Source organism: Salinifilum aidingensis (assembly GCF_054782015.1).
The window spans coordinates 107,920-134,634 of the sequence record NZ_BAAGTH010000004.1; the positions used below are offsets into that span (position 1 = coordinate 107,920).

Annotated in this window: 24 protein-coding genes; 11 read left to right on the forward strand and 13 right to left on the reverse strand. The window is 72.2% G+C overall.

The window, feature by feature from the left end:
- Positions 1-2: 2 nt before the first annotated feature.
- Both ACYVJE_RS07465 and ACYVJE_RS07470 read right to left on the reverse strand, forming a co-directional pair.
- A complete protein-coding gene (locus ACYVJE_RS07465) occupies positions 3-446 on the reverse strand; it encodes a hypothetical protein (protein WP_461143873.1) in 444 nt (147 codons plus the stop codon).
- A gap of 240 nt (positions 447-686) precedes the next feature.
- Positions 687-1,019 (reverse strand): glutaredoxin domain-containing protein, encoded by a 333-nt coding sequence (locus ACYVJE_RS07470; RefSeq protein ID WP_461143874.1) that lies wholly within the window; start codon positions 1,017-1,019, stop codon positions 687-689.
- Between the two features lie 108 nt (positions 1,020-1,127).
- Here ACYVJE_RS07470 and ACYVJE_RS07475 point away from each other — a divergent pair, with 108 nt between their 5' ends.
- The 3 genes from ACYVJE_RS07475 to kynU all read left to right on the forward strand — a co-directional run bounded on the left by ACYVJE_RS07475 (position 1,128) and on the right by kynU (position 4,172).
- Positions 1,128-1,922, forward strand: coding sequence for a class I SAM-dependent methyltransferase (locus tag ACYVJE_RS07475; protein ID WP_461143875.1), 795 nt, complete (start codon positions 1,128-1,130; stop codon positions 1,920-1,922).
- Between the two features lie 112 nt (positions 1,923-2,034).
- Positions 2,035-2,913: a tryptophan 2,3-dioxygenase gene (locus ACYVJE_RS07480; RefSeq protein WP_461143876.1), complete on the forward strand. Its 879-nt coding sequence runs from the start codon at positions 2,035-2,037 to the stop codon at positions 2,911-2,913.
- A gap of 23 nt (positions 2,914-2,936) precedes the next feature.
- Entirely contained in the window at positions 2,937-4,172 is a 1,236-nt protein-coding gene (gene kynU, locus ACYVJE_RS07485; protein WP_461144028.1) for a kynureninase, read from the forward strand.
- 106 nt (positions 4,173-4,278) lie between these two features.
- Here kynU and ACYVJE_RS07490 read toward each other — a convergent pair whose 3' ends face one another.
- The 7 genes from ACYVJE_RS07490 to ACYVJE_RS07520 all read right to left on the reverse strand — a co-directional run bounded on the left by ACYVJE_RS07490 (position 4,279) and on the right by ACYVJE_RS07520 (position 14,956).
- Positions 4,279-5,190 (reverse strand): MBL fold metallo-hydrolase, encoded by a 912-nt coding sequence (locus ACYVJE_RS07490; RefSeq protein ID WP_461143877.1) that lies wholly within the window; start codon positions 5,188-5,190, stop codon positions 4,279-4,281.
- A gap of 369 nt (positions 5,191-5,559) precedes the next feature.
- Positions 5,560-7,311, reverse strand: coding sequence for an FAD-dependent oxidoreductase (locus ACYVJE_RS07495; protein ID WP_461144029.1), 1,752 nt, complete (start codon positions 7,309-7,311; stop codon positions 5,560-5,562).
- Positions 7,312-7,316: 5 nt separating this feature from the next.
- Positions 7,317-9,266 (reverse strand): maleylacetate reductase and hydroxyquinol 1,2-dioxygenase domain-containing protein, encoded by a 1,950-nt coding sequence (locus ACYVJE_RS07500; protein ID WP_461143878.1) that lies wholly within the window; start codon positions 9,264-9,266, stop codon positions 7,317-7,319.
- 169 nt (positions 9,267-9,435) lie between these two features.
- Positions 9,436-10,308, reverse strand: coding sequence for a helix-turn-helix domain-containing protein (locus ACYVJE_RS07505; protein WP_461143879.1), 873 nt, complete (start codon positions 10,306-10,308; stop codon positions 9,436-9,438).
- 617 nt (positions 10,309-10,925) lie between these two features.
- Positions 10,926-12,320: a xylulokinase gene (xylB, locus tag ACYVJE_RS07510; protein WP_461143880.1), complete on the reverse strand. Its 1,395-nt coding sequence runs from the start codon at positions 12,318-12,320 to the stop codon at positions 10,926-10,928.
- Positions 12,321-12,322: 2 nt separating this feature from the next.
- Positions 12,323-13,477 (reverse strand): xylose isomerase, encoded by a 1,155-nt coding sequence (gene xylA, locus ACYVJE_RS07515; protein WP_461143881.1) that lies wholly within the window; start codon positions 13,475-13,477, stop codon positions 12,323-12,325.
- Between the two features lie 42 nt (positions 13,478-13,519).
- Complete coding sequence (locus ACYVJE_RS07520) at positions 13,520-14,956, reverse strand: sugar porter family MFS transporter (protein ID WP_461143882.1); 1,437 nt, start codon at positions 14,954-14,956, stop codon at positions 13,520-13,522.
- 181 nt (positions 14,957-15,137) lie between these two features.
- On the opposite strand from ACYVJE_RS07520, the gene ACYVJE_RS07525 reads away from it, so the two are divergent.
- Positions 15,138-16,319 (forward strand): ROK family protein, encoded by a 1,182-nt coding sequence (locus ACYVJE_RS07525; protein ID WP_461143883.1) that lies wholly within the window; start codon positions 15,138-15,140, stop codon positions 16,317-16,319.
- Between the two features lie 157 nt (positions 16,320-16,476).
- A complete protein-coding gene (locus ACYVJE_RS07530) occupies positions 16,477-17,058 on the forward strand; it encodes a TetR/AcrR family transcriptional regulator (protein ID WP_461143884.1) in 582 nt (193 codons plus the stop codon).
- An 86-nt stretch (positions 17,059-17,144) separates the two neighbouring features.
- Here the strand turns inward: ACYVJE_RS07530 and ACYVJE_RS07535 are convergent, their stop codons facing one another.
- Both ACYVJE_RS07535 and ACYVJE_RS07540 read right to left on the reverse strand, forming a co-directional pair.
- Entirely contained in the window at positions 17,145-17,906 is a 762-nt protein-coding gene (locus tag ACYVJE_RS07535; RefSeq protein WP_461143885.1) for an SDR family NAD(P)-dependent oxidoreductase, read from the reverse strand.
- Positions 17,907-18,075: 169 nt separating this feature from the next.
- Positions 18,076-19,218: an acyl-CoA dehydrogenase family protein gene (locus ACYVJE_RS07540; protein WP_461143886.1), complete on the reverse strand. Its 1,143-nt coding sequence runs from the start codon at positions 19,216-19,218 to the stop codon at positions 18,076-18,078.
- A gap of 238 nt (positions 19,219-19,456) precedes the next feature.
- Between ACYVJE_RS07540 and ACYVJE_RS07545 the strand changes: the two genes are divergently transcribed.
- Entirely contained in the window at positions 19,457-19,927 is a 471-nt protein-coding gene (locus tag ACYVJE_RS07545; protein WP_459156111.1) for a VOC family protein, read from the forward strand.
- Positions 19,928-20,037: 110 nt separating this feature from the next.
- Complete coding sequence (locus ACYVJE_RS07550; protein WP_461143887.1) at positions 20,038-20,871, forward strand: class I SAM-dependent methyltransferase; 834 nt, start codon at positions 20,038-20,040, stop codon at positions 20,869-20,871.
- 257 nt (positions 20,872-21,128) lie between these two features.
- Here ACYVJE_RS07550 and ACYVJE_RS07555 read toward each other — a convergent pair whose 3' ends face one another.
- On the reverse strand, positions 21,129-21,542 hold the full coding sequence (locus ACYVJE_RS07555) for a DUF7144 family membrane protein (protein WP_461143888.1): 414 nt from the start codon (positions 21,540-21,542) through the stop codon (positions 21,129-21,131).
- Positions 21,543-21,935: 393 nt separating this feature from the next.
- On the opposite strand from ACYVJE_RS07555, the gene ACYVJE_RS07560 reads away from it, so the two are divergent.
- Both ACYVJE_RS07560 and ACYVJE_RS07565 read left to right on the forward strand, forming a co-directional pair.
- Positions 21,936-22,244 carry a DUF3040 domain-containing protein gene (locus ACYVJE_RS07560; protein ID WP_459156108.1) on the forward strand — a complete coding sequence of 103 codons (309 nt, stop codon included), beginning with the start codon at positions 21,936-21,938 and terminating at the stop codon, positions 22,242-22,244.
- 271 nt (positions 22,245-22,515) lie between these two features.
- Positions 22,516-23,817, forward strand: a complete 1,302-nt coding sequence (locus tag ACYVJE_RS07565; RefSeq protein ID WP_461143889.1) for a hypothetical protein — start codon at positions 22,516-22,518, stop codon at positions 23,815-23,817.
- Between the two features lie 95 nt (positions 23,818-23,912).
- Here the strand turns inward: ACYVJE_RS07565 and ACYVJE_RS07570 are convergent, their stop codons facing one another.
- Positions 23,913-24,425 (reverse strand): nucleoside deaminase, encoded by a 513-nt coding sequence (locus ACYVJE_RS07570; RefSeq protein ID WP_461143890.1) that lies wholly within the window; start codon positions 24,423-24,425, stop codon positions 23,913-23,915.
- A 121-nt stretch (positions 24,426-24,546) separates the two neighbouring features.
- Here ACYVJE_RS07570 and ACYVJE_RS07575 point away from each other — a divergent pair, with 121 nt between their 5' ends.
- Both ACYVJE_RS07575 and ACYVJE_RS07580 read left to right on the forward strand, forming a co-directional pair.
- A complete protein-coding gene (locus ACYVJE_RS07575) occupies positions 24,547-25,149 on the forward strand; it encodes a TetR/AcrR family transcriptional regulator (protein WP_461143891.1) in 603 nt (200 codons plus the stop codon).
- A complete protein-coding gene (locus ACYVJE_RS07580) occupies positions 25,146-26,678 on the forward strand; it encodes an MFS transporter (protein WP_461143892.1) in 1,533 nt (510 codons plus the stop codon). Before ACYVJE_RS07575 ends, ACYVJE_RS07580 begins: the two co-directional genes overlap by 4 nt.
- The last annotated feature ends 37 nt before the right edge of the window (positions 26,679-26,715 follow it).

Genomic DNA, 26,715 nt, shown 5'->3' on the forward strand with positions numbered 1-26,715 from the left:
GGTCACGCGCGCTGCTTCCGGTGCCGGATCCCGTAGAAGACCAGTGCGGTGACGATTCCGTAGAGCAGGTGCCCCAGCAGGCTCTGCGCGGCGCTGGTGCCCATCTGCAGCACGGGCATGCCCAGCCCGGCTGGCATGAGCAGCAGGCCGCCGAGCACCCACCAGATCACGCCGTAGACCAGACCGGACCCCAGCAGCGGCCAGAACTGCGCCACCGGTACCAGCAGCCCGAAACCTGCGCCGAGGATCGCGGAGATCGCCAGGTGCACGACAGCTCCGACGGCGGCGCTCCCGCTGCCGACGAGCATCGCGACCATGGGCAGCATGCCCATCATCGCCATCAGAACGCCGAACACGATTCCGCCGCCGATCCCGGCGACGGCCCCGTGGAGAACGCGGGACGCGACCACCTGCACCGGGTGGGCGGGATGAGCGGTGGTGGACATGGCAGACCTCCCGTGCCGAATCCGCGAGCCCGTTCCGGATCGCGAGCCCGTCCGGCCCAGCATGCGCTCCGCGGCCCGGTCCGTTCGGTGACCGCCGTTACACAACGAGGTCCTACCGGGGGTGGGCACCGACGGGCGCGTCGGCCCGGTCCGGTGCCCGAGGTCAGCGATCCCGCTCGTCAGCGGGCGAGCGGGATGGCGCGCGCCGAACCGGGGACCGGACGAGGACCTCGCCCGGTCTCACCGCCGGCGCCGGAAGAGGCGGAACGCCCGGCCCCGCGCGGGTTCCCCCTCGTCGAGCAGGTGCGGTGCGTGCTCGCGGACGGCGGCGCGGACCTGCCGGAAGCTCGGGTTGACCAGGGCGTGCTGGCCGACGAAGACCGTGGGAACGGTCTCGTCGCCGCCGGTCGCCGCCCGCACGCGCTGAGCGGCCCCGCGGTCCTTCCAGATGTTGACCTCCCGCACGGGCAGGGCGCTGCGGCGCAGCGGCACCCTGAGCGCCATGCAGAACGGGCAGCCGGGGCGCCAGTAGAACTCGACAGCGCTGGGCGAGTCGTCGTGTTCCGCGTTCATCGTGCCTCCACGAGGGCCTCGGTACGCATGCTCCCATCCCGGCGAGCCGGTCGTCGCGCTCGAGTGCACCGGTTGCGGGGGAGAGGTCGCAACGGAATTGTCAGCCCCGTGACGAACGACTCCGCGCCGGACAGCTCCGAGGACCGCGATGCCGCCTGGCGGCACTACCTCGCGGATTTCCACGACCGCAAGTCCGGTGTCACCGAACGGGTGCTCGGCCGCGTGGACGGTTCGCCGCACGCGTGGTTGGTCGCCCCCCTGCGCGGCACCGCGGGCAGGATCGTGGATGCCGCGTGCGGCTCCGGACCGACGCGGGAGCACCTGGCCGGGCGCGACTGGGTCGGCGTGGACCTCAGCGCCGGGGAGCTGGCCGCGGCCGCGGCCGCCGGGCGGGGACCGCTCGTGCGGGCCCGCGCCGATGCGCTGCCGTTCGGCGACGGTGCTGCTGGTGCCGTGTGCGCCGCGCTGTCGCTGCAGGTGCTCACCCCGCTGGAGGCCGTGCTGGCCGAGTTCAGGCGCGTCCTGCGGCCGGGTGGTCTCCTCGTCGCCCTGGTGCCGTCCCGGATCGGAGTCTCGCCGCAGGGCTGGCTCGGCTGGGCGCGAGTGCTGCGGGCCCTCGGCGCCACGGGCCAGCCCTGGCCCAACCCGCGCGCCTGCGACGGCCTTCCCCGCATCCTGGCCGGGCACGGGTTCGAGGTCCGCAGCACCGAGCGGCGGATCTTCCGGTTCCCGGTGGAGACCGGTGAGGCCGCCGCACTGCTCGTCGACAGCCTGTACCTGCCGGGCACTGGCGCTGACCGCCTCGAGGCGGCCAAGGGGGAGCTCGGGCGGTGGGCGCGTCCGGGACGGAGGCTTCCGCTGCCGCTGCGCCGGGTGCTCGCCCGGTCGCCGCGGTACCGATGACGCCGCGGTGGTCCGCCTGGTTCTCGGCGTCCTGCGTTACTTTGACGACCGCCTGCATGCTGCAGCACGACCTGACCGAGGTCCGAGGCGCGCGTGATGTGAGGAGATCCGCATGGCCGAGGCGAGCAACACCCGCCCCGTCGAGGAGCAGGTCGTGCGCGACTTGCGCGACAAGCTCACCTACGGGAACTACCTGCGCCTGGACCTGCTGCTGTCGGCACAGCAACCGATCAGCGAGCCGGAGCACCACGACGAGCTGCTGTTCATCATCCAGCACCAGACCTCCGAACTGTGGCTCAAGCTCGTGCTGCACGAGTTGCGCGCGGCCCAGGAGCACATGGCCGGCGACCGGCTGCGGTCCGCGCTCAAGGGCCTGGCCCGGGTCAAGCACATCCAGCGCACGCTCACCGAGCAGTGGTCGGTGCTGGCCACCTTGACCCCCTCGGAGTACGCGGAGTTCCGCGGTTTCCTGGGCAGTTCCTCGGGCTTCCAGTCCGCCCAGTACCGCGCCGTCGAATTCGTCCTGGGCAACAAGAACGAGGACATGCTCGAGGTGTTCAGCCACGACGAGGAGGCCCGCGCGATGCTCGTCGAGCTGCGCGACCGGCCGAGCATCTACGACGAGTTCCTCCGCTACCTGGCCCGCTGCGGACACCCGGTGCCGGAGTCGCTGCTGGAACGCGACGTTCGGCAGGCGCACACCTTCACCCCCGAGCTGGTGCCGGTGATCCGCGGCATCTACGAGGCGCCGAAGGAGAACTGGGAGGCCTACGAGACCTGCGAGGAGCTGGTGGACCTGGAGGAGAACTTCCAGATCTGGCGCTTCCGGCACCTCAAGACCGTGGAACGGGTGATCGGGTTCAAGCGCGGCACCGGCGGCTCCAGCGGGGTGGCCTTCCTCGAGCAGGCGCTGGACCTCACCTTCTTCCCCGAGATGTACGCGGTGCGCACCGAGATCGGAGCGTGCGGAGTGCAGGACGCGCAGCAGTGACCTGGCAGACCGGAGGGAAGACCATGCTGGACCGCGCCGCCGCGCAGGAGAAGGCCCGCGCCCTGGACGAGACCGATCCGCTGCGCGCGCACCGGGCGGAGTTCCTGCCCGCCGGGGAAGGCGACGTCCTCGCCTACCTCGACGGCAACTCGCTGGGCCGCCCGATGCGGGCCACCGCCGAGCGGATGGACGAGTTCATCCGCGAGCAGTGGGGACGGCGGCTGATCCGCGGTTGGAGCGACGGCTGGCTCGACTGGCCGCAGCAGGTCGGCGACCGCCTCGGCCGCACCGCGATCGGTGCCGGCGAGGGGCAGGTGGTGGTCGCCGACTCGACCACGGTGCTGCTCTACAAGCTCGCCCGCGCCGCGGTGGACGCCCGTCCGGGACGCACCGAGATCGTGCTGGACACGGACAACTTCCCGACCGACCGCTACGTGCTGGAGGGCATCGCGGCCGAGCGGGGCCTGGACCTGCGGTGGATCACCACCGACCCGGCGGCGGGGGTCACCGCCGAGCAGGTCGCGGCGGTGGCCGGACCGGACACGGCGCTGGTGGTGTTCAGCCACGTGGCCTACCGCTCCGGGTACCTGGCCGATGCCGCGACGATCACCCGCACCGCGCACGACGCGGGCGCGCTGGTGCTGTGGGACCTGTGCCACTCGGTCGGTTCCGCGCCGGTGCAGTTGGACGACTGGGAGGCCGACTTCGCGGTCGGCTGCACCTACAAGTACCTCAACGGCGGGCCGGGCGCGCCCGCGTTCGGGTACGTGAACCGGCGCCACCACGGCAGGGTGCACCAGCCGATCCGGGGCTGGATGGGTCACCGCGAGCCGTTCGCGATGGGCCCGGGCCACCAGCCCGCCGAGGGGGTGCGCGGCATGATCAGCGGCACGCCCCCGATCCTGGCCATGATGCCGCTGGTGACCGGTCTGGACGCGCTCGAAGAAGCCGGTATCGGGGCTGTGCGGGAGAAATCGCTGGCGCTGACGGGCTTCGCCCTGGAGCTGGCCGACGCCTGGTTGCTCGACCGGGGCGTGGAACTGGCCTCGCCGCGCGAACCGGCGCGCCGCGGCGGCCACATCACGTTGCGCCGCGGGGACTTCCGCGCGGTCAACGACCGGCTCTGGGAGCGGGGCGTCATCCCCGACTTCCGGGCTCCGGACGGCATCCGAATCGGACTGTCACCTCTGAGCACGAGCTTCACCGAGGTCTACGACGGACTCTCGGTGCTCGCCGATCTCGTCGAATCCGGTGCGTAGCGGTGACATCGCCGCTACCTCCGACGCCAGCGTAAATGACATGGGTATCGACCATCATCGCACCTCGCCTTCCGCGCTGAACAGGGCTCCGTGCGCGGCGGAGCCCTCAGCTCACCGCATGGCGCTGCAGATCGTCGGCCACGATGACGCGGCCGTCGAAACCGCGCTGGGCTTGATGGCGCCACCGTTCATCGGACACCGAGGACGGTGGGGCCGGGGCGAGGTGGCTCAGCACGAGGGTGGCGACGCCGGCTCTCTGGGCGAGGGAACCGACCGCCGCTGCGGGTGTGTGGGACTGGGTCAGGTGGGCGATCTTGTGGTCAGGCGTGCCGTTGGCGCGGTACCACTCGATGTCGAGGGCTTCGTGGACGAGGACGTCGGCTCCGGTTGCGAGTTCGACGATGTTGTCGCTGGCGGCCGTGTCGCCGGAAAACACGACCGAGCCGTGGTCGGTGTCGAAGCGGAAGGCGAACGCGGGAAAGACGGGACCGTGCGGGACGAGCACGGCGGAGACACGGACGCGGTCGTCTTCGGTGACAGCGAAGGGTTTCATGCGGGGTGCTCGGTTGTGGACGGGATCGGCGCCCACCTCGGGCAGCGCGATCTCGTGCAGGTCGATGAGCGTCCGGACGTCTCTGATCCCCGTATCGCGGACGAAGAGATTGCTGCTGTAGGCGGAAGCCCGGTGCGCGTGCTCGGTGAGGTCCGCCAGGCCGGGGGTGGGGTTTTCGAGGGCGATCGTCGGCGCCTGCTCGTTGACGCCGGTGCGCGGGAGGCGTCCGGCAGGACCGGGGCCGTGGACGCTGACCGGGGACAGGATGCCGTCGCCTTCGGCCGCGTCGTTCGGCCCGAACCCCGCGAGGAGGAAGAAGTTGTAGAAATCGCACACGTGGTCGGCGTGCAGATGCGTGATGAATATGGAACGCAGGTCGCGGAACTCGAGTTCGGCTTTCTTGTACTGGGTGACGGAACTGCGACCGCAGTCGACGACGTAGTTCTTGCCGTGGACGCTGAGCACGCTGGAGATGCCGGCGCGGCCCGGGTGGACCGGTGGCCCTGCAGCTGTGCCGAGGAACGTCAGCTCAACTCCGGAGAGGGAACGTGCGGTGCGCCCGGAGGATACGGGGGAGCTGTCGGAACACCCGGTGCCGAGCAGCGCGGCTCCGCCGACGGCGGTGGCAACCAGGGACCGGTGCAGAACGGTTCTGCGGGGAACGCTTGCGCGGACTCCGTTGTCCATGACGGATCGTCTCCCATCCTGGGATGAATTGCGCACCTGGGGTCGAGAGGACAAGCGCGAGGCGGTGAGAGGCGGGGGCGGACGCCTCCGTGATCGCGTGCCGGGTGGTTCGCCCGGAACCACCCGGCACGGGTAGGCCGCGCCGAGTCAGCGGTGCAGGACCGCGGCGAGCGCGGCGTGCAGCTGTTCCTGCGCCTCGTCGTGGGTGCGCGGTGCTGTGCTGCAGCGCCAGGCGATGTAGCAGTCCGGGCGGACGAGCAAGCACCCCCGTTCGCCGATCTCAGCGGTGCGGTGCCAGTCGCCGTAGGCGTCGCGGGCCCCGGGGCCGTCGATCGTGACCAATCGAACGGGAAGCCCGAAGCGGTCCTGGCAGAACTGGGTGGCCGATTGCCAGGCAGCGCCGGACAAGCCCGTGACGACGGTGAAGTGCCCGCCTCCGACCAGGTCCAGTGTGGATTTCCGAATGCCGTTCTCGTCGACCAACCAGACGTGCGGAAGTTTGGCGCCGGGGCGCGTGGTCGGTTGGTGGTGCAGCTCGGGATCTCCGATCCACTTTTCCTCGTCGTCGGCACCGCGGACGGCGCTGGAGCGGTAGCGCTGATTGAGCTCGACTCCGTGGGCGTTGAACTCGTAGTTCTTCAACTCGATGGCCTCGCGCAGGGCGCGGCGGCGTTTCTCCCCTTCCTCGGTCTTCTCGCGGCAGGCGGCCAGCCCCGCGGTGATGGTCTCGTCGTCGACCTCGCCGCTGATGCCGAGCGCTTCGAAGACGGGCCCGAACTGGTCACGGCTGAGATTGGCCCGTTCGACGATCTGCCGGCCCACCGGGGCGCGTTCCGCACCGTAGGTCTCCAGCAGTCCCGGGCCGGCGTGACCGCTGATCACGGCCGCCAACTTCCAGGCGAGGTTGTAGGCGTCCTGCACGGAGGTGTTCGATCCGAGGCCGTTCGACGGCGGGTGCCGGTGCACGGCGTCTCCAGCGCAGAAGACGCGGTGTGAACTGTACTCAGCGGCGTAGTTGTGGTTGACCGTCCACAGCGAACGGTCGGTGATCGTCACGGGGATTCCGGGGTCGCCGAGGAGGTCGTGCACGATCTCGCGCGCCTCGTGCTCGCCGAGCTCGGCGGGCGGGTCGTCGATGTCGTACCCCCAGGTCACCATCCACTTGTGCCAAGGGCGGACCATTCGCACCAGTCCCATGCCGATACCACCCGTGTGCGCGCCGGGACGCATGATCCAGTACAGGACGCTGGGCCGATGCGCGACGTGGTGGCTGAGATCGGCTTCGAAGACGATGTTCATGCTGCCAGCCTTGCCCTCCTGGCCGACGAGGGGCAGGCCGATCTGCTCGGCGACGCGGCTTCGCGCTCCGTCGGCACCGATGAGGTAGCGGGCGCGCAGGGTGAACTCGTCGCAGCGGACGCGATCCCGGAACCGGGCCGTGACACCGCCGGCGTCCTGCTCGAGGGAGAGGAACTCGGTGTCCATGCGCACCGCGGCCCCGCGTGCGGCCGCACGCGCGACCAGGATCGGTTCGAGGTGGGTTTGGGGGAGATCGAGCATGGTGCAGGGGCTGGCGGCGCCGTATTCGGTCGCCGAGCGCTCGCCGGTGCCCCAGCTGCGGATGCGGCCGATCTCGTCGCCGGCCAGAGAGGTGCACAGCACGGTGTCGCCCATCAGCTCCGGCGGGGTGCCCTGCTGGACGGCCTCCCCCTCGACTCCGAGGTCGCGCAGCACCTCCATGGTGCGCTGGTTGGTGATGTGCGCTCGAGGGGTGTTGGCCACCCAGCCGTACTTGTTGACCAGTGTCGTGCGGACGCCGTAGGTGGCCAGCAGCAGGGCGGCAGAGCCCCCGGCCGGGCCGGCCCCGACGACGAGGACGTCGGTGTCGTAGTTGTCCATCGTGCTCAATTCTCGCTCCCGTCGCTGTCTTCGGTGGTGGGAGCCACGTGGAACGTGAAGTCGAGGGCGCGCCAGGCCCCACCGATGTCCCGCCCCGCCGGTGCCGGGTCGCTGCGCCGCGGCAGTTCGACGACGAGGTCGTTCTTCACGCCGAAGACCGCGTCCGAGTCCAGGTAGGCTCCGCCCGCGACGAACAGCTGGGTGATGAGGCGCTGGTAACCGGGTGCGTTGATCATGAAGTGCACGTGCGGTGCCCGGTAGGGGTGTCGTCCGACGGCTTCGAGCATCTGCCCGACCGGGCCGTCCTCCGGGATCGGGTACTCCGCGGGGACCGTCGTCCAGAACGTGATCCGACCGTTCCCATCCGTCCGCAACCGGGCGCGCAGGACGGGTCCGTCGAGGTCCGGGAGCTGGACGTCGTAGTACCCGTCCTCGTTGGACTGCCACACGTCGACCACGGCCCCGGCAACGGGAGCGCCCCGCGGATCGGTCACCGCGACGTCGCACCACAGGGATTCGCCCGGCAGGCCTCGGGCGATGTCGCTGCCGTGCTCCAGTGCGGGCGGTCCCGCCACGTGGAACGGCCCGAGCACCGCGGAGGGCGTGGTCTCCGGGGTGCGCGAGTTCGCCAGCAGGTCCACCGCACTGGACACCCCGAGGACGTCGGACAGCAGCACGAACTCCTGGCGGGTATCGCTGCAGAGCTGGCCCGCGCGGGTGAGGAAGTCGATGGCGTGCTGCCACTCCTGCTCGGTGACGTCGTTGCGGGCGACGAACGCGTGCAGTCGGCGGACCAGGTCCGTCACGAGATCGCGCACCCGCGGGTCGGGCGTTGCGGAGAAGCTGGACACGACCTGCTCGGTGAGCTGGTGCAGCTCCGCCAGCGGACGGGCTGCTGAGCTCGGCCGGTGACCGGACCACGCCTGGCGGAGCGCACCAGCAGCGCTCTCGGCGGTCACTTCCCCCGGGTTGGGGTAGGTTTTCGCTGCGGCCAGCTCGGCCGCGGTTTCCACGTCCTGTTCCCGCATGCCGAGTTCGCGCAACGACAGCGGTCCGCCGAGGGAGGCGATCAGGTCGTGCACGCCGGCCGGTGCGTCGTCCACGCCGAGGGCGTCGGCGATGCGCCGCATGACCTCGCCGCTGGCGGGGGCGTTGTGGGCCATGGCGTGCGGCAGCACCACCGCGTGCGTTTCGGCGTGCGGCAGGTCGAACGTGCCGCCCAGGACGTGGCAGAGCTTGTGGTGCAAGCCCATGTCGACGTGCCCCAGGCAGGTTCCGGCCAGCCACGCGGCGTGCAGGGCATCACCACGCGCCTCGACGTCCGACGGGTCGGCGACGACGGCGGGAAGCGCACGGCTCATCCGCGCGATGGCATCGAGCGCCCAACCGTCGACGACCGGGTTGGTCCGTTCCGAGTACAGGGCCTCCACGGCGTGGGCCATCGCGTTGATACCGCTGGTCACCGACATCGACACCGGCATGTCCAGGGTGAACTCCACGTCGTAGACGACGGTCCCGGGCAGGATGCTCGGATCCGACCGGGTGGTCTTTCCAGCCCGATCGGTTTCACCGAGCACCGGTGTCACCTCGGAGCCCGCGTAGGTGGTCGGCAGGATCACCTGGGGCAGTTCGGTGCGCACCGCGATCGCCTTCGCCAGCCCGGTCGTGGATCCGCCGCCGACCGCGACCACGCAGTCGATCGCCTGGTCCCGGACCAGCTCCACGGCCCGTTCGGTGACCTCGACGGGAGTGTGCATCACCGCTCCGTCGAAGCGGGCCGCGGCCAGTGGTCCGAGCGCTGCCCACACCCGGTCCGCGAGCATCGCCAGCGGTGGGCTCCCCAGCAGCAGGGCGCGAGCGCATCCCCGCCTCTCCACTTCATCGCGGACCTGCGCGCTCGTGCCGCAGCCGAACACCACCCGTGTCGGGTTGGTCGAGTGGACGAAGTTCCTCATCAGCCCCTCCAGCACTTCGGGAACGCGTTGTGCGGGGATCACGGTGGATCGAGTGTGCGGGAGCGGAGGTGATGTTTCCTGCAGGTTCTGCGCGTGCTTTCTGCACGAACACCGCACGTGCTGGGGGCCGTGCGGAGCTGGTGCCGCGTGCGCGGACGCACCGAGCAGCTCAGCCGGTGCGGCGAACCATGGCGGGTGTGGTGCCGAGGTGGCGGCGCATCGCCCGGGTCAGGTGTTCCTGGTGGGAGAAACCGCAGCGCACCGCGATCTCGGCGATGGGCGCGGATCCGGTGCGCAGCGCGCGGACCGCTTGGTCGAGCCGCAGTCCCAGGAGGAACCGGTGCGGTGCCGTCCCGGTCTTGGCCTTGAACTTCCGGGAGAACTGGCTGACGCTCAGACCGACCAGACCGGCCATCTCGGCCAGGGGGATCGGCTCGTCCAGCCGCTCGTGCATCCAGTCGCGCACGGCGTCGAGCTGCTGTTCGGTCAGCGGTGCCCGCTCGGCCCTGGTCGGTTCGGCGGTCCGGCCCCGGCTGTGCTTGTGCGCGAGCTGGGCCGCGAGAAGACCGCTGAGCTGGTCGACGTAGGTGCGGCTCGCCGCTTCCTCCGCGCGCAGGATCCCGTCGAGGGAGAGCACGAGCTGCTCGAGCAGCGGATCGGCGCTGCCGAGCTCCTCGTCGAGCTCGACCGCGTGTCCGCATACCTCCCGGAGGGCCGCGTCCGACAGGTAGACGTGGACCGTGTCCAACTCCCCGCCGAGCTCCACCGCCAGGTCCCGGCCAGCGGGATGCAGGAAGAACCCTCCCGCGGGCATCGTCCGGGAATCCGTCAGGCGGAAGCGGCCGCGCCGCACGGTCACCGGCCCGTTGCGGTGCAGGATCAGCAGGTGACTGCCGGCCGCGTCGAATTCCGACCTGTAGGGCTGCTCCCGCTGGCTCGAGACGTACAGCCACTCCCAGCCGAGACCCCTGCTGGTGCGGTCGGGCTGGATCCAGGGCTGGTCGAGGATGCCGTTGGTGTCGGCCAATCCCAACTCGGGCATCGTTGCCGTTCCTTCCGCGGCCCGTGATGCGAGCGATCGCCTTCCTGCGTGAGGTGGCGACACGTTAGCGCCGGTTCGCTCGTCGTGCAAGGTGCTGCCGGCGCGGGCGCGGCGGGAGCGTCCGGAGTGGACACCGGATCGCCCCCACCGCGCTGACGCACCGAGCCCTCGCGGGCTGCGGGGAGGGAAAGGCGGCTGAGCGCCGCTGTGGATCGCGACGAGCTGGCGGACCCGCCGCGATCCTGCTCACGGCGATCACCGCAGCGGGGCGATCACCGCAGCGGGAGTGCGGAACTCCGCTGGCTCACTCCTCGTCCTCGGAAACGCCGGCGTTCCCGGCCGTTTCCGCTTCGGTCTCCTCCGCGGCGGATTCGCCGTCCACGGCGGTCTCCTCGTTCACCGGGTCGGTCACCTCGTCAGCCATGATTCCTCCTTCGCAACGAGCACGGACGATGTGCACCTGGAGTGCACCATCGCCGGCGGGGTCCGGCCAAGAAGCAGCGGGCCAAGGCGAGGTGGCCGCTCGGTGACAGGATCGCGGATTCCTCCTAGCTCCCTCCACAGTGGTCCGGGTGGGGAGGCCGCGGCACCGACCGGGCCGGGGCGCACCCACCGGATCAGGCCGGGTGCATCCGCTCGCGGGCCTCGCGGTAGGCCTCGCGCACCGGCCGCAGAGCAGTCGGATCCCCCGCCGGCACCCGGCTGCGGGTGACCTCCCAGGCCGGCGGCTCCGCCGCTCCCGCCAGGGCCCAGGCCGCCTGCCGCGCCGCCCCGATGGCCACGTACTCGTCCGGCGCGGGCGCCTCGACATCGGCGCCGAACAGGTCCGGGGCCGCGCTCCGCACGGCCGCCGAGCGCGCAGCTCCGCCGGTCAGCAGCACGCGGTGGACCTGCACGCCGCGTTCGCGCAGCAGGTCGAGCCCCTCGGCGAGCCCGCACAGCATGCCCTCGACCGCGGCCCGGGCCAGGTTCGCCGCGGTCATGTTGGCGGTGCGCAGACCCGTGACCGTGCCGGTCGCTCCCGGCAGGTTCGGTGTCCGCTCCCCTTCGAGGTAGGGCAGCAGCGTCAGCCCGCCGGCACCGGGCTCGGCCCGCGCGGCGAGCCGGTCCAGCCCGTCGAGGTCGGTACCGAGCACCTCCGCGGCACTGCTGAGCACGCGCGCGGCGTTGAGGGTGCACACCAGCGGCAGGTACCGGCCCGTCGCGTCGCAGAAACCGGAGATGTCCCCGGCCGGGTCGGCGACCGGGGACTCGCCGACGGCGAAGACCGCTCCCGAGGTCCCCAGCGAGACCACGACGTCGCCCGGACCGATTCCCAGGCCCAGCGCCGCACCCATGTTGTCGCCCGTGCCCGGCCCGAGCACGAGGCCGCCGCGGTTCGCGACCTGCTCGGCCGGTCCGCACACGCGCGGCAGCTCCGGCACCGACCCGAACGCCCGCCGGACCAGGTCGCTGCGGTAGCTCTCCGATCGCGGCGACCAGTACCCGGTACCGGAGGCGTCGCCCCGGTCGGTGGTGGTGCGAGCGGGATCGCCGGTGCCGGCCAACCGCCACGTCAGGTAGTCGTGGGGCAGGCACACCGCCGCGGTGCGCCCGGCCGAAACCGGGTCGGACTCCGCGAGCCAGCGCAGCTTGGCCACGGTGAACGAGGCGCGGGGCACGATCCCGACCGCCTCGGCCCACTGCTGCGGACCGAGCTCGGCGGCGAGCGCATCGGCCGCCGCGGCGGGGGCGAGGTCGTTCCACAGCGACGCCGTGCGCACGGCCTCGCCCCGCTCGTCCAGGCAGACCAGCCCGTGCTGCTGGCCGGCCACCGACACCGCGGCGACGTCGTCGATCCCTCCGGCCCGGTCGACGGCGGTGTTCAGGGCCGCCCACCAGTGGCGGGGGTCGACCTGGGTCCCGCCGGGATGGTCGGCCCGCCCCTCGCGCACCGGGGCACCGGTACCGGCATCGCGGACGAGCACTTTGCAGGACTGGGTCGACGAATCGATCCCCGCGACCAGGGTCATGATCAGCGCGCTCCCATCAGGTGTTCCACGGCCAGCTGCTGCAGGCGCGCGTTCGCCGCGCCCCGCTCGGCCGCCTCGTCGACGTCGAGCTCCTCGGACAGGAGGCCGGTGACTCCCTCCCCGCTGTCCAGAGTGGGCACCGACAGCTGGTCCACGCGCGCGGCCTCGCGCGCCTCGGCGACCTCGGGGTCCCGGCGGAACCGCAGCGCTCGTTCCCGCAGGGCCAGGTAGGTGCGCATGTTGGAGCGCGCGCTCTCCCACACGCCGGACTCGTCTTCGGTGCGCAGCGGTTTGTAGTCGAAGTGGCGCGGCCCTTCGTAACCGCCGTTCTCCAGCAGGTCGACGAGGAAGAACGCGTTGATCAGGTCCCCGTGCCCGAACACGAGGTCCTGGTCGTAGCGGGGACCGTGCTGGCCGTTGAGGTCGATGTGGAACAGCTTGCCCTGCCACAGCGCCTGGGCGTAGCCGTGCACGGCGTTGAGGCCCGCCATCTGCTCGTGGCCGACCTCGGGGTTGACCCCGACCATCTCCGGGTGGTCCAGGGTCTGGATGAAGGCCAGGGCGTGGCCGATGGTCGGCAGCAGGAGGTCGCCGCGCGGCTCGTTCGGCTTGGGCTCAACGGCGAACCGCAGCTGGTGGCCCCGCTCCTTGACGTAGTGCGTCAGCGCGTTGAGGCCTTCGCGGTACCGCTCCAGGGCAGCGGTCGGGTCGTAGGCGGCCTCGGCCTCCGAGCCCTCGCGGCCGCCCCAGAACACGTAGGTCTGCGCGCCCAGCTCGGCGGCCAGGTCGATGTTGCGGGCCGCCTTGCGCAGGGCGAACCGCCGCACGTCGCGGTCCTTGGCGGTCAGCGCGCCGTCCTTGAACACCGGGTGTCCGAACAGGTTGGTGGTCGCGGTCGGCACCACCAGTCCGGTTTCGGCCAGCGCCCCGCGGAACCGCTCGATGATCGCGGTGCGCTCGGACTCCGGCGTGCCGAACGGGACCAGGTCGTCGTCGTGGAACGTGATGCCGTAGGCGCCGATCTCGGCGAGCCCGTGCACGGCCTCGACCGGGTCGAGGCGCTCGCGGGTGGGGTCGCCGAACGGGTCGTCGGCCCGCCAGCCGATCGTCCACAGGCCGAAGGCGAAGCGGTCCTGGGCAGTGGGGGTGAGGTCCATGTGCTCTCCTCGTGTCGGGTCGGGGAAGGCGCGGCCGGGTGCTCAGCCCGTCCGCGCCAGCGCGGTGCGGTCCATGTCCTCGAGAGTCCGGCCCCTGGTCTCGGGGATCCACTTGAGGACGAACCACACCGACACCGCCGCGAAAGCGGTGTAGCCGAGGTAGGTCAGCGACAGGCTGATCTCGGACAGCGGCGGGAAGGTGGCGGTGATGGCGAAGTTCGCCAGCCACTGGGCCGCGGCGGCCACCGCCAGGGCCGGGGCGCGGAACCGGTTCGGGAACATCTCGCCGAGCAGCACCCACACGACCGGGCCCCACGAGATGGCGAAGAAGAACACGAACGCGTGCGCGGCGGTCAGCGCCATCGGGCCGTACGGATCGGCCAGCTCCGGCTCGCCGCCCACGGTGCGTGCGCGGCTGAAGGCGAACGTGGTGATCGCCAGCATGACCGTCATGCCCGCCGAACCGGTCAGCAGCAGGGGGCGGCGTCCGACCCGGTCCAGCAGCACCAGGGCGACGACGGTGCCCAGGATGTTGAAGATCTGGGTGGACAGGCTCAGCAGCAGCGAGCTGGACTCGTCGATGCCGACCGACTGCCACAGCGCCGAGGAGTAGTAGAAGATGACGTTGATCCCGCCGAACTGCTGCAGCGCGGACAGGACGATGCCGACCCAGACGATCGGGAGCAGACCGGTGCCCGCTCTGCGCAAGTCCCGCACCCGCGGCCGGTGGTCGTTCGCCACGGACTCCCGGATCTCGGCGAGCCGCTCGTCGACGTCGCCGCCTTCCGCGTTGCTCAGGACCTCGCGGGCGTTCTCCTCGCGGCCGCGGGCGAGGAGGTAGCGCGGTGATTCGGGGATGGTGAGGGCCAGCATGCCGTAGAGGACGGCCGGAGCGGCCTCCGCGGCCAGCATCCACTGCCACGCGTCGATCCCCAGCAGCGGCTCTTCGGCGCCGCCGGCCGCGCCGGCGATGATCCAGTTGACGGCCTGGGAGATCGCGATCCCCAGCACGATGGCCAGCTGCTGCAGCGAGCCGAGGCGTCCCCGGCTGCCGGCCGGGGAGATCTCGGCGATGTAGGCCGGTGCGATCACCGAGGCCATGCCGACCGCGACGCCGCCGACGAGGCGCCAGAAGGTGAAGTCCCAGACGGTGAAGGGCAGTGCCGAGCCGATCGCGCTCAACAGGAACAGCACGGCGGCGGTGCGCATCGCGACCAGGCGGCCGTACCGGTCGGCGAGCGTCCCGGCGTTCCAGGCTCCGAGCGCCGAGCCGATCAGGGCCATCGCCACGGCCAGTCCGGTGACGACGGAGCCCACGTCGAAGGTGCTGCGGATGGCGGTGACGGCTCCGTTGATCACGGCGGTGTCGTAACCGAAGAGGAAGCCGCCGAGCGCCGCGACCGAGGCGAAGTGCACCGTGCGCAGGGGGTGGGTGCGGGGTCTGGGACCTGGAGTGCCGGTGGTGGAATGGACGGACATCGATGCTCCATTGCATTGGTGGGGCACGTGCACTCAGCAATGGTTAGTAAGGATCGTATCCTTACTAACTTGTGTCAAGATGGAACTCGCCCCTCGCCGAGCGGATGGGCGGAGGTCACCGAGAGCCGCGGTGCCCGCACCCGGCAGCGGCTGCGCGGGCCGCACGAGGAGGTTTCGCGTCATGGCCGACCCGAGGACGGTCCGGCAGATGAACCGGCAGCACATGCTCGAGCTGTTCGGCGACGGGCAGCCGCGTTCGCGCGCGGCCGTGGCCCGCGCGACCGGGCTGACCAAGCCCTCGGTGGCGTCGATCATCGACGCGCTGCTGGAGGAGGGCCTGCTCGTCCCCGCCGGTGTGGGCGAGGCCGGTGTCGTCGGCGGCCGCCGGCCGAACCTCGTGGTCTTCAACCCGGACGCGCGCGCCCACGTCGGTGTGCACCTGGGTGTGCGCAGCAGTTCGGTCGCGGTGGCCGATGCCCTCGGGCAGACCCTGGCGCAGGCGGCCGTGCCCAGCGCGATCGGTGACGCCGCGGCCGGAGTGCGGCAGCTGGGGCCGCTGGTCCGCGAGACGGCCGAACGGGCGGGGGTGCCCGTCGACCGCATCGCCTCGGTCGGGGTGTCGGTCTCCGGGCTGGTCGACCACCGCAGCGGGCACTGCCTGCTCGCCCCGAACCTGGATTGGCACGACGTGCCGCTGCGCGAGTGGATCGAGGAGCTGTTCGGCGTCCCGGCGGTGATCTACAACGAGGCCCACGCCGGTGCGCTGGCGGAGCAGCGCTTCGGCTGGGGCGAGGGGGTCGCCAACTTCGTCCGGATCATGGTCAGCGCGGGGGTCGGCGCCGGTGTCGTGCTCGATTCCCGGTTGTTCTCCGGAGCCGCCGGGATCGGCGGGGAGATCGGGCACTGCCGCGTCGAGGACGACGGTCGGCTGTGCGCCTGCGGCAACATCGGCTGCCTCGAGAGCGTGGCCTCCCAACCCGCGATCCTGCGGTCGGTGCGCGAGCTCGACGGCCAGGGTGCGGACAGCGGCCTCGGAACCGGCAGCGATGTCGGACCCGACAGCGGCATCGGGGCCGTGCTGGCGAACGCCGCGCGCGGCGACGCCGCGGCGGTGGCGGCGGTGCAGCGCGCCGGGACCGGGTTGGGACGCGGCATCGCCTACCTCCGCAACGTGCTCAACCCGGACCTGGTCGTCCTCGGCGGCGCGGTGGCCGGAGCCGGGGAGGAGCTGTGGGCTCCGCTGGAACAGGCGGTGCGGTGGTCCTCGCTGCCGCAGTCCGCCTGCCGCCTGGTGACGAGCTCGTTGACCAACGCCGAGCTCGACGGCGCCGTGCTGCTGGCGCGCGAGCACGTCGCGCTCTGACCCGCGGTCCGATCCCGCTGGCTGCGGCCCCGGCCCCGCGGTTGCGCGCCCAGTGCCGCGATCCCGCGCAGCCGCCCGGCTCGCGCCGCGGGACGTGCGTCGCGCTGCCGGGCCGGTACATCCTGGACATCAGTGCGCGGCCAGTACCATGCCGCCCATGGAGGAGCTCACCCGGCCGTTGGCCACCTCGCGGCGCGCGGAACTGTTCGACGCGGTGGTCGACCTGTTCCTGGCGGAGGGGTTCGCGCACCTGACGCTCGGCGAGCTCGCCACGCGGCTCAAGTGCTCGAAGTCCACGTTGTACACCCTCAGCGACAGCAAGGAGCAGCTGGTCCGCGCCGCCACGGTGCACTTCTTCCGCCGGGCTGCCGAGACCGTCGAGGACCGCGTGCAGCGGACCACCGGAGCGCGGGAGCGCATCACCGCCTACCTCGCGGCGGTGGGCGAAGCGCTGTCGGTGACTTCCGAGCAGTTCATGACCGACCTCGACGAGTTCGCCCCGGCGCGCGAGGTCTACGAGCAGAACACGGCGATCGCGGCGCGCCGCGTGCGCGAACTGGTCGACGAAGGCGTGGCGGCGGGGGAGTTCCGCCCCGTCCACGCCGCGTTCGCGGCCGATTTGACCGCGACGATGATGGTCCGCATCCAGCGGCGCGGCGTCTCCGCCGCGACCGGGCTCGACGACGCGGCGGCCTACCGCGAGCTCGCAGCCATCCTCACCAGCGGGGTCAGCGCCTGAGAGGGCGCGCCGCCTCGCTCCGCGGAGCCGGGCTCCTCGGCGCGCGGGCACGTCGCCGCGGCGAACCCGCGCGCCGAGGGGAGCGGTTACTTCGGTCCCATTCGGACGGCGCCGTCCAGGCGGATCGTCTCCCCGTTGAGCATGGTGTTGTCGACGATGTGCGCGGCCAGCGCCGCGTACTCCTCCGGCCGGCCGAGCCGCGAGGGGTGCGGGATCTGCTGGCTGAGCGAGTCCTGCGCCTCCTGGGGAAGTCCGGCGACCATCGGCGTTTCGAAGATGCCCGGAGCGATGCTCGTCACGCGGATCAGGTGCCGGGCGAGCTCCCGGGCGAGGGGCAGGGTCATCGCGGCGACCCCGCCCTTGGAGGCGGCGTAGGCGGGCTGTCCGATCTGGCCGTCGAAGGCCGCCACGGAGGCGGTGTCGACGATGACGCCGCGCTCGCCGTCGACGGGTTCGGTCGCGGCCATCCTCTCGGCGGCGAGCCGCACGACGTTGAACGTGCCGACGAGGTTGATGCGCACCACGTTCTCGAAGTCGGCCAGCGGGAGCGGGCCGCTGCGCCCCAGCGCTTTGCCCGGGGTTCCGACGCCGGCGCAGTTGACGGCGACGCGCAGGTCCCCGAGCTCGGCAGCGGCGTCGAGCGCGGCGCTCACGTCCTCTTCGGAGGTGACGTCGGCCGCGGTGAAGTACGCGCCGTCCCCGAGCTCCTCGGCCGCGGCCGCGCCGTTCGAGGACGGGAGGTCGAGCAGCACGACCTGCGCTCCTCGGCTGTGCAGTTCCCGAGCTGTGGCGTGGCCGAGTCCGGAGGCCCCTCCGGTGACGACCGCGACGGATCCGTCGATGTTCACGCGTGCTCCTCACAGGGTTCGGACAACGGGGTGCGGACACCAGGTGCGGTGATCGGTCCCGCTCCCCGGCCCGCGGACCGGGGAGCGGCGGTGATCAGTGTGCCGGGCGGCGGTGCTCGTGGCGAGAGGGCTCGTGGCGAGAGCCCGGGGCGTTCGCGGGATCCGCTCCTCAGCTCGCGGCGAGGGAGCGGCCGATGACGAGGCGTTGGATCTGGTTGGTCCCCTCGAAGATCTGCGTGATCTTCGCCTCGCGCATGTAGCGCTCGACGCGGAAGTCGCCGGTGCAGCCGCAGCCGCCGAGGACTTGGACGGCGTCGGTGGTCACCTTCATCGCCGCGTCGGTGGCCACCAGCTTGGCCGCGGAGGCGCTGCGGGAGCAGGGCGACCCGGCGTCCCGGCGGCGGGCTGCGTCGAGGTAGGTCGCCCGCGCCGAGGCCACCGCTGCTTCCATGTCGGCGAGCAGGAAGCCGAGTCCCTGGTGGTCGATGATCCGCTCGCCGAAGGTGGTGCGCTCCCGCGCGTAGGCCACGGCTTCGTCGAGGGCGGCCTGGGCCAGCCCCACAGCGACCGCCGCGATGCCCATGCGTCCGGCGTCGAGGGCGCTGAACGCGATCTGCAGTCCCTGGCCCTCCTCGCCGATGCGGCGGTGCGCGGGGAGGAACGCGTCGTCGTAGTACGCCGCGGTGGTGGGGACCGCGTGCAGGCCCATCTTGTCCTCGGGGGTGGCGAAGGTCAGCCCCGCCGTGTCCTTCGGCACCAGGAAGCAGGAGACACCGCGGGAGCCCCTGCCGGTGCGGGCGAAGAGGGTGTAGAAGTCGGCGATTCCGCCGTGGGTGATCCACGCCTTGCTCCCGTTGACCACGTACCCGCCGTCGGTCGGGGCTGCTCCGCAGGCCAGCGCGGCGGCGTCGGACCCGGCCTGCGGCTCGGAGAGGCTGTAGGCGCCGACGACCCCGCCGCCGAGCATCTCGGGCAGCCAGCGCTGCCGCTGCTGCTCACTGCCGAACGCCAGCAGCGGGTAGCAGGCGAGGCCGTGCACGCTGACGGCCACGGCCACCGCGGCCCAGCGCGCGGCGATCTCCTCGAGGACCTGCAGGTAGACCTCGAAGGGCTGCCCGCCACCGCCCCACTCCTCGGGGAACGGAAGGCTCAACAGACCGGCCTCGCCGAGCGTGGTGAAGACCCCCGCGGGGTAGCTCCCGGTGCGCTCGTGCTCGTCGACCACCGGGTCGAGCGCGCTGTCGCAGACCTGGCGGGTGAGCTGGATCAGGTCCCGTGCTTCCGCTGTGGGCAGCAGGCGGTCCACGGCCATGGCTTCCCTCGGTAGGTACGGATAACAGTACTGAGTTACCACGAACAGTACTGTCGCGGAGGAGGCGCGGCAAGACCGCCGCCCGCGCTGTTGCGGGAGGCGCTGGGACCAAAGACTCTGCCCGGCTCCGCCACCTCCGCGCACGCTCACCCGTGGAACCCCATCGCGCCGGCCCCGCGGAGCCTGGCGAGTTCCGCGCCGTCGGCGCGCCGCCAATCGAGCACCGGAGGAGATCCCCATGAGCGAGGTTCAGCCGATTCCGGAGGAGTACCCGCGCGTGACGCCGTACCTCGTCGTCGACGACGGTGCTGCCGCGATCGACTTCTACACGTCCGTGCTGGGCGCCGTGGAGCGGATGCGCATGCCGACCCAGGACGGGAGGATCGGGCACGCCGAGCTCAGCATCGGCGGATCCATGGTCATGCTGTCGGACATGGACGACCGCAACCCGCGTGCGCTGGGCGGGAGTCCCGTGCTGCTGCACGTGTACGTCGAGGACGTGGACCGCACCTACGACCAGGCGGTGCAGGCGGGGGCGACGGGCGTGAGCTCGGTCGAGGACCAGTTCTACGGTGACCGCGCCGGCCAGTTCGACGACCCCTTCGGGCACCGCTGGTCCATCGCCACGCACGTCGAGGACGTCTCCGAGGAGGAGATGCAACGGCGGGTCGAGCGGGTGATGAGCGGTTCCACCGCCGAGGCGGAGTGAGGCGCGACCGGGGTCGCGCGGGCACCCGCGCACGACCCCGGCGCACGAGGTCGGTCGCGCGGGGACGGCGTTGGCGGGAGGGCGGAGGCCATAGTGCGAGGAGGACAGCCATGACCACCACATCTTCCGAGCAGATCCGGGAGGCGTGGGACGCCCTCGCGCCCCGGTTCGACGAGTTCACCACGACCGAGTGGACGTTGCCGTTCGGCGAGGAGCTGCTCGACCGGATCGACCTGCACCCCGGTGCCGCGTTCCTCGACGTGGCCTGCGGCAGCGGTGCGCTGGCGGTGCCCGCCGCCCGCCGGGGTGCGCACGTGGTCGCGGTCGACATCGCCCCTGCGATGATCGAACTCCTGTGTGCGCGGGCCGAAGCCGCAGGCGTGTCCGACGTGGACGGACTCGTCATGGACGGCGAGGCGCTCGAGCTGCCCGCGGACACCTTCGACATCTCCGCCTCGCTCAACGGCGTGTCGCTGTTCCCCGACGTGCGGGCCGGGCTCCGGGAGATCGCGCGGGTCACCAAGCCGGGCGGACGTGTGCTCATCGCCGCGTTCGGCGCGCTGCGGGATGCGGAGTTCCTGGCCGTGTTCCTCGGTGCCCTGCGCGCCTCCGTTCCCGGGTTCGCCCCGCCGCCGATGGACCCGCCACCGCTGCCGTTCCAGCTGGCCGACCCGGCGCGGCTCCACAGCGAGCTGGTCGACGCCGGACTGGCCGATGTCCACGTGGACCCGGTGACCTGGGAGAGGACTTTCCCCTCAGCCGAACGCTTCTGGGACGTCGTCACCGCCAGCAACCCGATCGCGGCACAGCTGACCCGCGGCCTCAGCGACGCGCAGCGGACCGAGGTGAAGCAGGTGCTCGACGGGAGGTTCCGGGAGAAGTCCGGCGGGCGGCCGGAGGCGGTCATCGGCACCGGGATGAACATCGGCACCGGAACAGCCTGACCGCGCAGCAGCCTCACCGCGCTCCGGTCCGCCGGGCCGGAGCGCATCACGCGGCGGAGGCCTCGCATCGCCCCTCCGGGCGGTTACGAGGCCTCCGCCGCGTTCGTGCTGCCGGGAGCCGGCTCGTGCGAGGCCCGCTCCCGCACCGCGCGGCTGAGCGGCCTCCGGCGTCGGCGGGGCTCGTGGGACTCTCGTTCCTCGTCGGACGCCGGCCCTCGTCAGACGCCGGCCCTCGTCAGACGCCGGGCCGCAGCGCGTCAGCCGGTCGGTGTCCGGTGCACCGGTTTGGCGTGCACGACGATCGCGTAGATGCCGAGCAGGGCGGCGACCATGAGCACGATCGACAGGAGAACGCCGCCGGGCAGGGCCAGGTTGTTCAGGAAGCTCAACGCGAGCAGGACACCCCCCGCGATGCGCGCCCACAGCTGCCCGAACCACGCGCCGACGGCCGCCGCGAGGAGCACCGCGCCGGTGACGACGAACCCCCAGCCGTAGGCGCGGTAGTCGGCCAGGACGGGCGTGGACGCGAGGTCCAGGCCCTCGGTCCGCACCACCGCGGTGATGCCGCCGACGGTGTGCAGGACGCCGATGGCGGCGAGCACCAGGACCCCCAGGGCCCGCCACGTCTCGTGCCCGCTCCACGCGGGCCTGTGCACAGCGCTCGTGCCCATCGCGGGCCTCCCTCGGAGGAATGGTTCGCGGCCGGGCGCCGTTCGCTGCGCCGATCCCGCGAGCACCGCCGCGCCGCGGTTGCGGGCGACGTGCTTCGAGGGTGGGCGCCGGAGGCGTTCCGCTCCAGAGGCGATGGTCCCGGTGCGCCGGGGTAGCGGGGCGCCTTCGGGCAGCGGTGGCGCACGGCCGGCGGCGCAGTTTTCTCCTGCCGGGTTCCCGCTGCGCCCGCTCGGCGGGTGGCAGCTCCGCGCTCCACCTCCCGCGGCGACCGGTGCGGGGCTGGCGGCCGACGTTCCGCACGCGGATCCGGGCCGATTTCCTCTGTGCAGGCGGGTTGTCCGTGCGCAACACTTCAGGGGAGGCTCCGACGCAGCGGAGAGGGGGAAGGCCCGATGTTCCGCCGTCACGAGCGCCGCCAACTCGAGGAGATCGAGCGGCGGCTCATTTCCGACGACCCGGATCTCGCGCGGAGGATGAGCGGCTCTCGTCCTGTGGCGCGGGTGATGGCGTGGATGACCATGTGGCGCGCGCTGGGAGTGCTGGCGGGGGGTCTCGCGGTGCTGTGCCTGTTCCTCGGCGCGGGGTCGGGATTCCTCGTCGCGGGGATGCTCGCGGGAGTGCTCCTGATCTACGCGCGGTGGAGGGACCAGGGCGAGCAGGGGGGCTCCTCGATGACCTCACCGGGAGGCGGAGTGGTGTAGTCCCGCTCCCATGCGAAGGTGGCACGTGGAGCGCTCCGCCGCACCTGCCGGACGCGGTGGAGCCGTCCGGCGGCGCCTCGAGGCGCCCGCCCTACCGCTCCGGCTTGCGGGCGGCGGGAGTGACTTACGGCCCTGGCGACGACCGGGCACCGCCGCGCAGCGTGGGGAGCGCGCGGGGTGGAGAGCGGAGGACCACCGCGGTGCCCGCCGCCTCCCGGGGCGGGCCTGCCGGTGGTTCCCGCGCAGGATCGACGTCGTCGGGGAGGACGCGATGCACACCCACCAGACGGACGCCCCCGAGGACGAGGCGCTCCGCGAGCTCGCGGCGTTCCCCTTCGTCGAAGCGCTGTTCGGCCGCCGTTCCCGGCGCTTCGCGCTCGGTGACGAGATCCCGGACGGCCCGTTGGCCTACCGCTCCCGCCACGAGCCGGTCCCGCTCGCCGAGCTGGAGCGGATGCTCGTGCTCGGCGCCATGGGCGGCACCACGGGCTGGCACTACTCGATCACGCGCAACGCGCACTACGCCCCGCACGTCGCCAACTACGCCGGTGCCGCCGCCGGGCGCACTTTCCCCTCAGCCGCCGGTTTCCACACCGCCGAGCTGTTCTTCACCGACGACTCGGGCGTGTACTTCTTCCCGACGCGCGACGCCGGTGCACTGGTCGATCCGGCCACCGAGGACGTCACCCCCGAGCTGCTGGTCGAACGCCACCGCGGGTGCGTGCGGCAGCTGTCTCCGCAGCGGCTCCACCTGCCCGCCGAGGAGCCCTACATCGAGGGCCACAACACGTGGTGCGTCAACGTTCCCGGATCGCTGCTGGTCATTCCGGTGGCGGACCTCGCCCAGCACCTGCTCGCCGTGCTGTGCTTCAACGTGCAGAACGGATATCCGATCTACGACGACGTCACGGGACGCAGCATCCCGGGCATCGAGGAGTTCGGCGGGCTCATCGACCTCGACCAGCCGCTGCCGCTGACGTTCATCGAGCAGTACGCGTTCGCGGAAGCCACCGCCGAACTCGCCACGACCTGCTACGCGGGTGTGCTGATGCTCCAAGCGATGGGGCTGGGCGGGTGGATGTTCGACGGGATCGACCGGTTCTCCGTGCTGGGAGCCTCGGGCGATCCGGAGGTGCCGGGCCTCGGTTTCCGCTACGACGAGGACGAGCGCTGGTCGACGCCCAACCCCACCGGCCTGCCCGGCGTGTTCGAGGCCCACTGCCCGCCGCACCACCCCGACATGGCGGCGGCCGTCGAGGCCTTCGCCGAGCGCAAGTTCGGGCGGGGAGGTCCGTTCCACCGCGACACCCCGGGCGCGTGGCTCGACACCCCCGGTTTCCGCGGAAGCGCGCAGGTCCACGACGAGCGGTTCAAGCGGTGCGTGGCGCTGCAGGCCCAGTACGTCCTGGACACCTTCGGGAAGTTCCCGGGGACGGTGCCGACGTTGTTCATCCTGAACTACGTGCAGGCCCACCACCTCGACCTCGAGTTCTACGACCGCTTCTTCAAACCGGGGGCCTACCTCCGCACGCACGCCGCGCACCGGGAGACGTGGCACGGCTCCTCCCCGTGACGGGAGGCCTCCTCGCGACGAGCGGGTCCGTCGCGGCGGACGGGCTCCCGGCCGAGGGCTGACTGCCCTCGGCGCGGACGGGACCGGCAGCACGGCTAACCGGTCGCGCCGACCCCGTGCATGCGCGCGTGCAGCTCGCGGATTTCCGCCGCGAGCTCGGGATCCGGCCCGGTAGCCGGGATGTCCGGTGCGACCGCGTTGATGGGGAGTGCGGCGACGGGCCCCGGGGCCACGCCCCATTCGCGGTGCCAGGCGGCGAGTTGTTCGCTGCTCGTGGCGTAGACGATGCCCCCGAGCCCGACCCAGGCGTGGGCGGCGCTGCACATCGGGCAGTGCTCGCCCGAGGTGTAGACGGTGCTCGCGCGGCGTTCCGCCGGGGTGAGGTGCTCCGCTGCCCAGCGGGCGATCGCGAACTCGGGGTGCCGGGTCGCGTCGCCGCCGCTGACCCGGTTGCGGTCTTCGAGGCGGACCGCGCCGCGGGCGTCGACGAGCAGGGAGCCGAAGGGTTCGTCGCCCTCGGTGAGCGCTGCTTCCGCGAGCGCGACGCAGCGGCGCAGGTGAGCGCGGTCCTGATCGGTGAAAGGCTGGGGGCTCTTCGTCTCCGGCACGGTGCGACGCTAGCACCGCGCGGAGTGACGCGGGTTCTGGTGCTCGGCCGTCGGACGCGCCACCGCTGCCGACCCCGGCAGAACAGATGTACATGTACACTTGTTCCGAAAGGGGGGTGGCATGACGCGCGAACCCAGCACGGGCTCGTCGCCGCAGCGGGCGCGCCGGGACCCGCGCGGTCGCCGGCGGGCGATCGTCGAGGCCGCTGCGGAACTGATCGTCGAGCAGGGAGCCGGTGAGCTCACCCATCGGGGGGTGGCCTCCCGGGCGCAGGTGTCCCTGGGGGCGACGACCTACTACTTCGCCACGCTGCACGAGCTCGAAGTGGCGGCGCTGCAGCACCTCGGTGCGGAGATCAGCGGTTGGGTGGACGGCGTGCGGCGGGAACTCGACGCCTGCGGTGGTGATCCCGCGGCGCTCTGCGAGTTCCTGCGCACCTACCTGCAGGACCGCGGTCAGGTCCGCGCGGACTTCGCCCTGATCGCCAGCGCCGTCGACGACCCCGAGCTGCGCCCCCTGGGGCAGATCTGGTTCGACGGCCTGGTCTCCGCCCTGGCCGAGCACACCGACCCGGACGCGGCGCGGGCGATCGCCGTGTTCAGCGACGGTGCCGTCGTGCACGCCCTGCTGCACGACGAGCCGCTGGACACCGCCTTCCTGCACCGCACCGTCGCCGCTCTCATGAGCGCGGAGCACGGCGCGGAAGCCGGGAGCGGCACGTGAGCACCCTGCAGAGCCCGCCCCGTGCGCTGTCCCACCGGCGCCGCTGGTCGTGCCTGGCCGTGCTGTCGGCCAGCCTGCTGGTCGTCGCCATGGACATGACGCTGCTCAACGTGGCCCTGCCCGACCTGGCCGCGCACCTGCACCCCACCGCCGACCAGCAGCTGTGGATCGTCGACGTGTACTCCGTGGTGCTGGCGGGACTGCTGGTGCCGATGAGCGCCCTGGCCGACCGGTGGGGGCGCAAGAAGCTCCTCCTCGCCGGCTTCGCGGTCTTCGGCGGTGCGTCCCTGCTGGTCCTGGCCGCCGACGACCCCGCAGCGGTGATCGCGGTGCGCGCGCTGCTCGGCGCCGGCGGGGCGATGATCATGCCCACGACGCTGTCGATGATCCGCACGGTCTTCACCGACCCGCAGGAGCGCGCCCGGGCGCTCGGCGTGTGGGCGGCGATCTCCTCCGTCGGCATGGCGGTGGGGCCGATCATCGGCGGACTGCTGCTCGAGCGCTTCTCCTGGCACGCCGCCTTTCTGGTCAACGTGCCGCTCATGGCCGCGGCGGTGGTCGCGGGTGCGCTGCTGCTGCCCGAGGCGCGCGATCCCGAACCGGGGCGCTGGGACGTGCTCGGCACCGCGCAGGCCATCGCGGGCATGGTCGCGCTCGTCTGGGCCGTCAAGCACTTCGCCGAGGCCGGCGTCGCCGACGTCCTGGGCTGGACCGTCCTGGCCGGTGCCGCGGTGGTGCTGACGTGGTTCGTGCTGCGCTGCTTGCGCCGGCCCGACCCGCTGCTGGACGTGCGGCTGTTCGCGGGACGCCCGTTCACGGCCGGGGTGCTGGCGGCGCTGACGGCGATGCTGACCATGGCGGCGCTGCTGCTGCTGATCGCGCAGTGGCTGCAGCTCGTGCTGGGGGTGTCCCCGCTGATGGCCGGCGCGTACCTGGCGCCCATGGCCGCGTCCACCATGGTGGCCTCCCCGCTCGCGCCAGCGCTGGCTGCCCGCATCGGAGCTCGTGCGACGCTGGCGGGAGGGCTGGCCCTGGCGGGTGTGGGCTTCCTCGTCCTCGCGGCCGCCCCCGTTCCCCTGTCCTACCCGCCGGTGCTGGTGGCGATGGTGCTGCTGGGGGCCGGCGGGGGGTCGCTGGCGATCGGTTCGGCCATCATCATGTCCGGCACGCCCGCGGCCAAGGCCGGCAACGCCGCCGCCATCGAGGAAACGGCCTACGACCTCGGCAACGTGCTCGGCGTGGCCATCCTGGGCAGCATCGCCTCGGCGCTGTACCGCTCGCGGCTCGACGCCTCCGGTCTGCCCCGGCTGGACGGTGCGCAGATCACCGCTGCGCGGGAGTCGCTGGGCGGGGCCCTGGACGTCGCCGCGCGCACCGGCAGCGCCGAGCTGGCAGCTCGGGCCGGTTCGGCCTTCTCCGCGTCCCTGGTGCAGGTCGGGCTGATCGGGGGGCTGAGCACGCTCGCCGCTGCGGTGGCGGTCTACGCGCTGGTTCCCCGCGGGCTGGACGTGAGCCAGCAGCAGCACTGAGCGCGGGCGCGGCGCCCGCGCGAGCACTCCCGGGAGG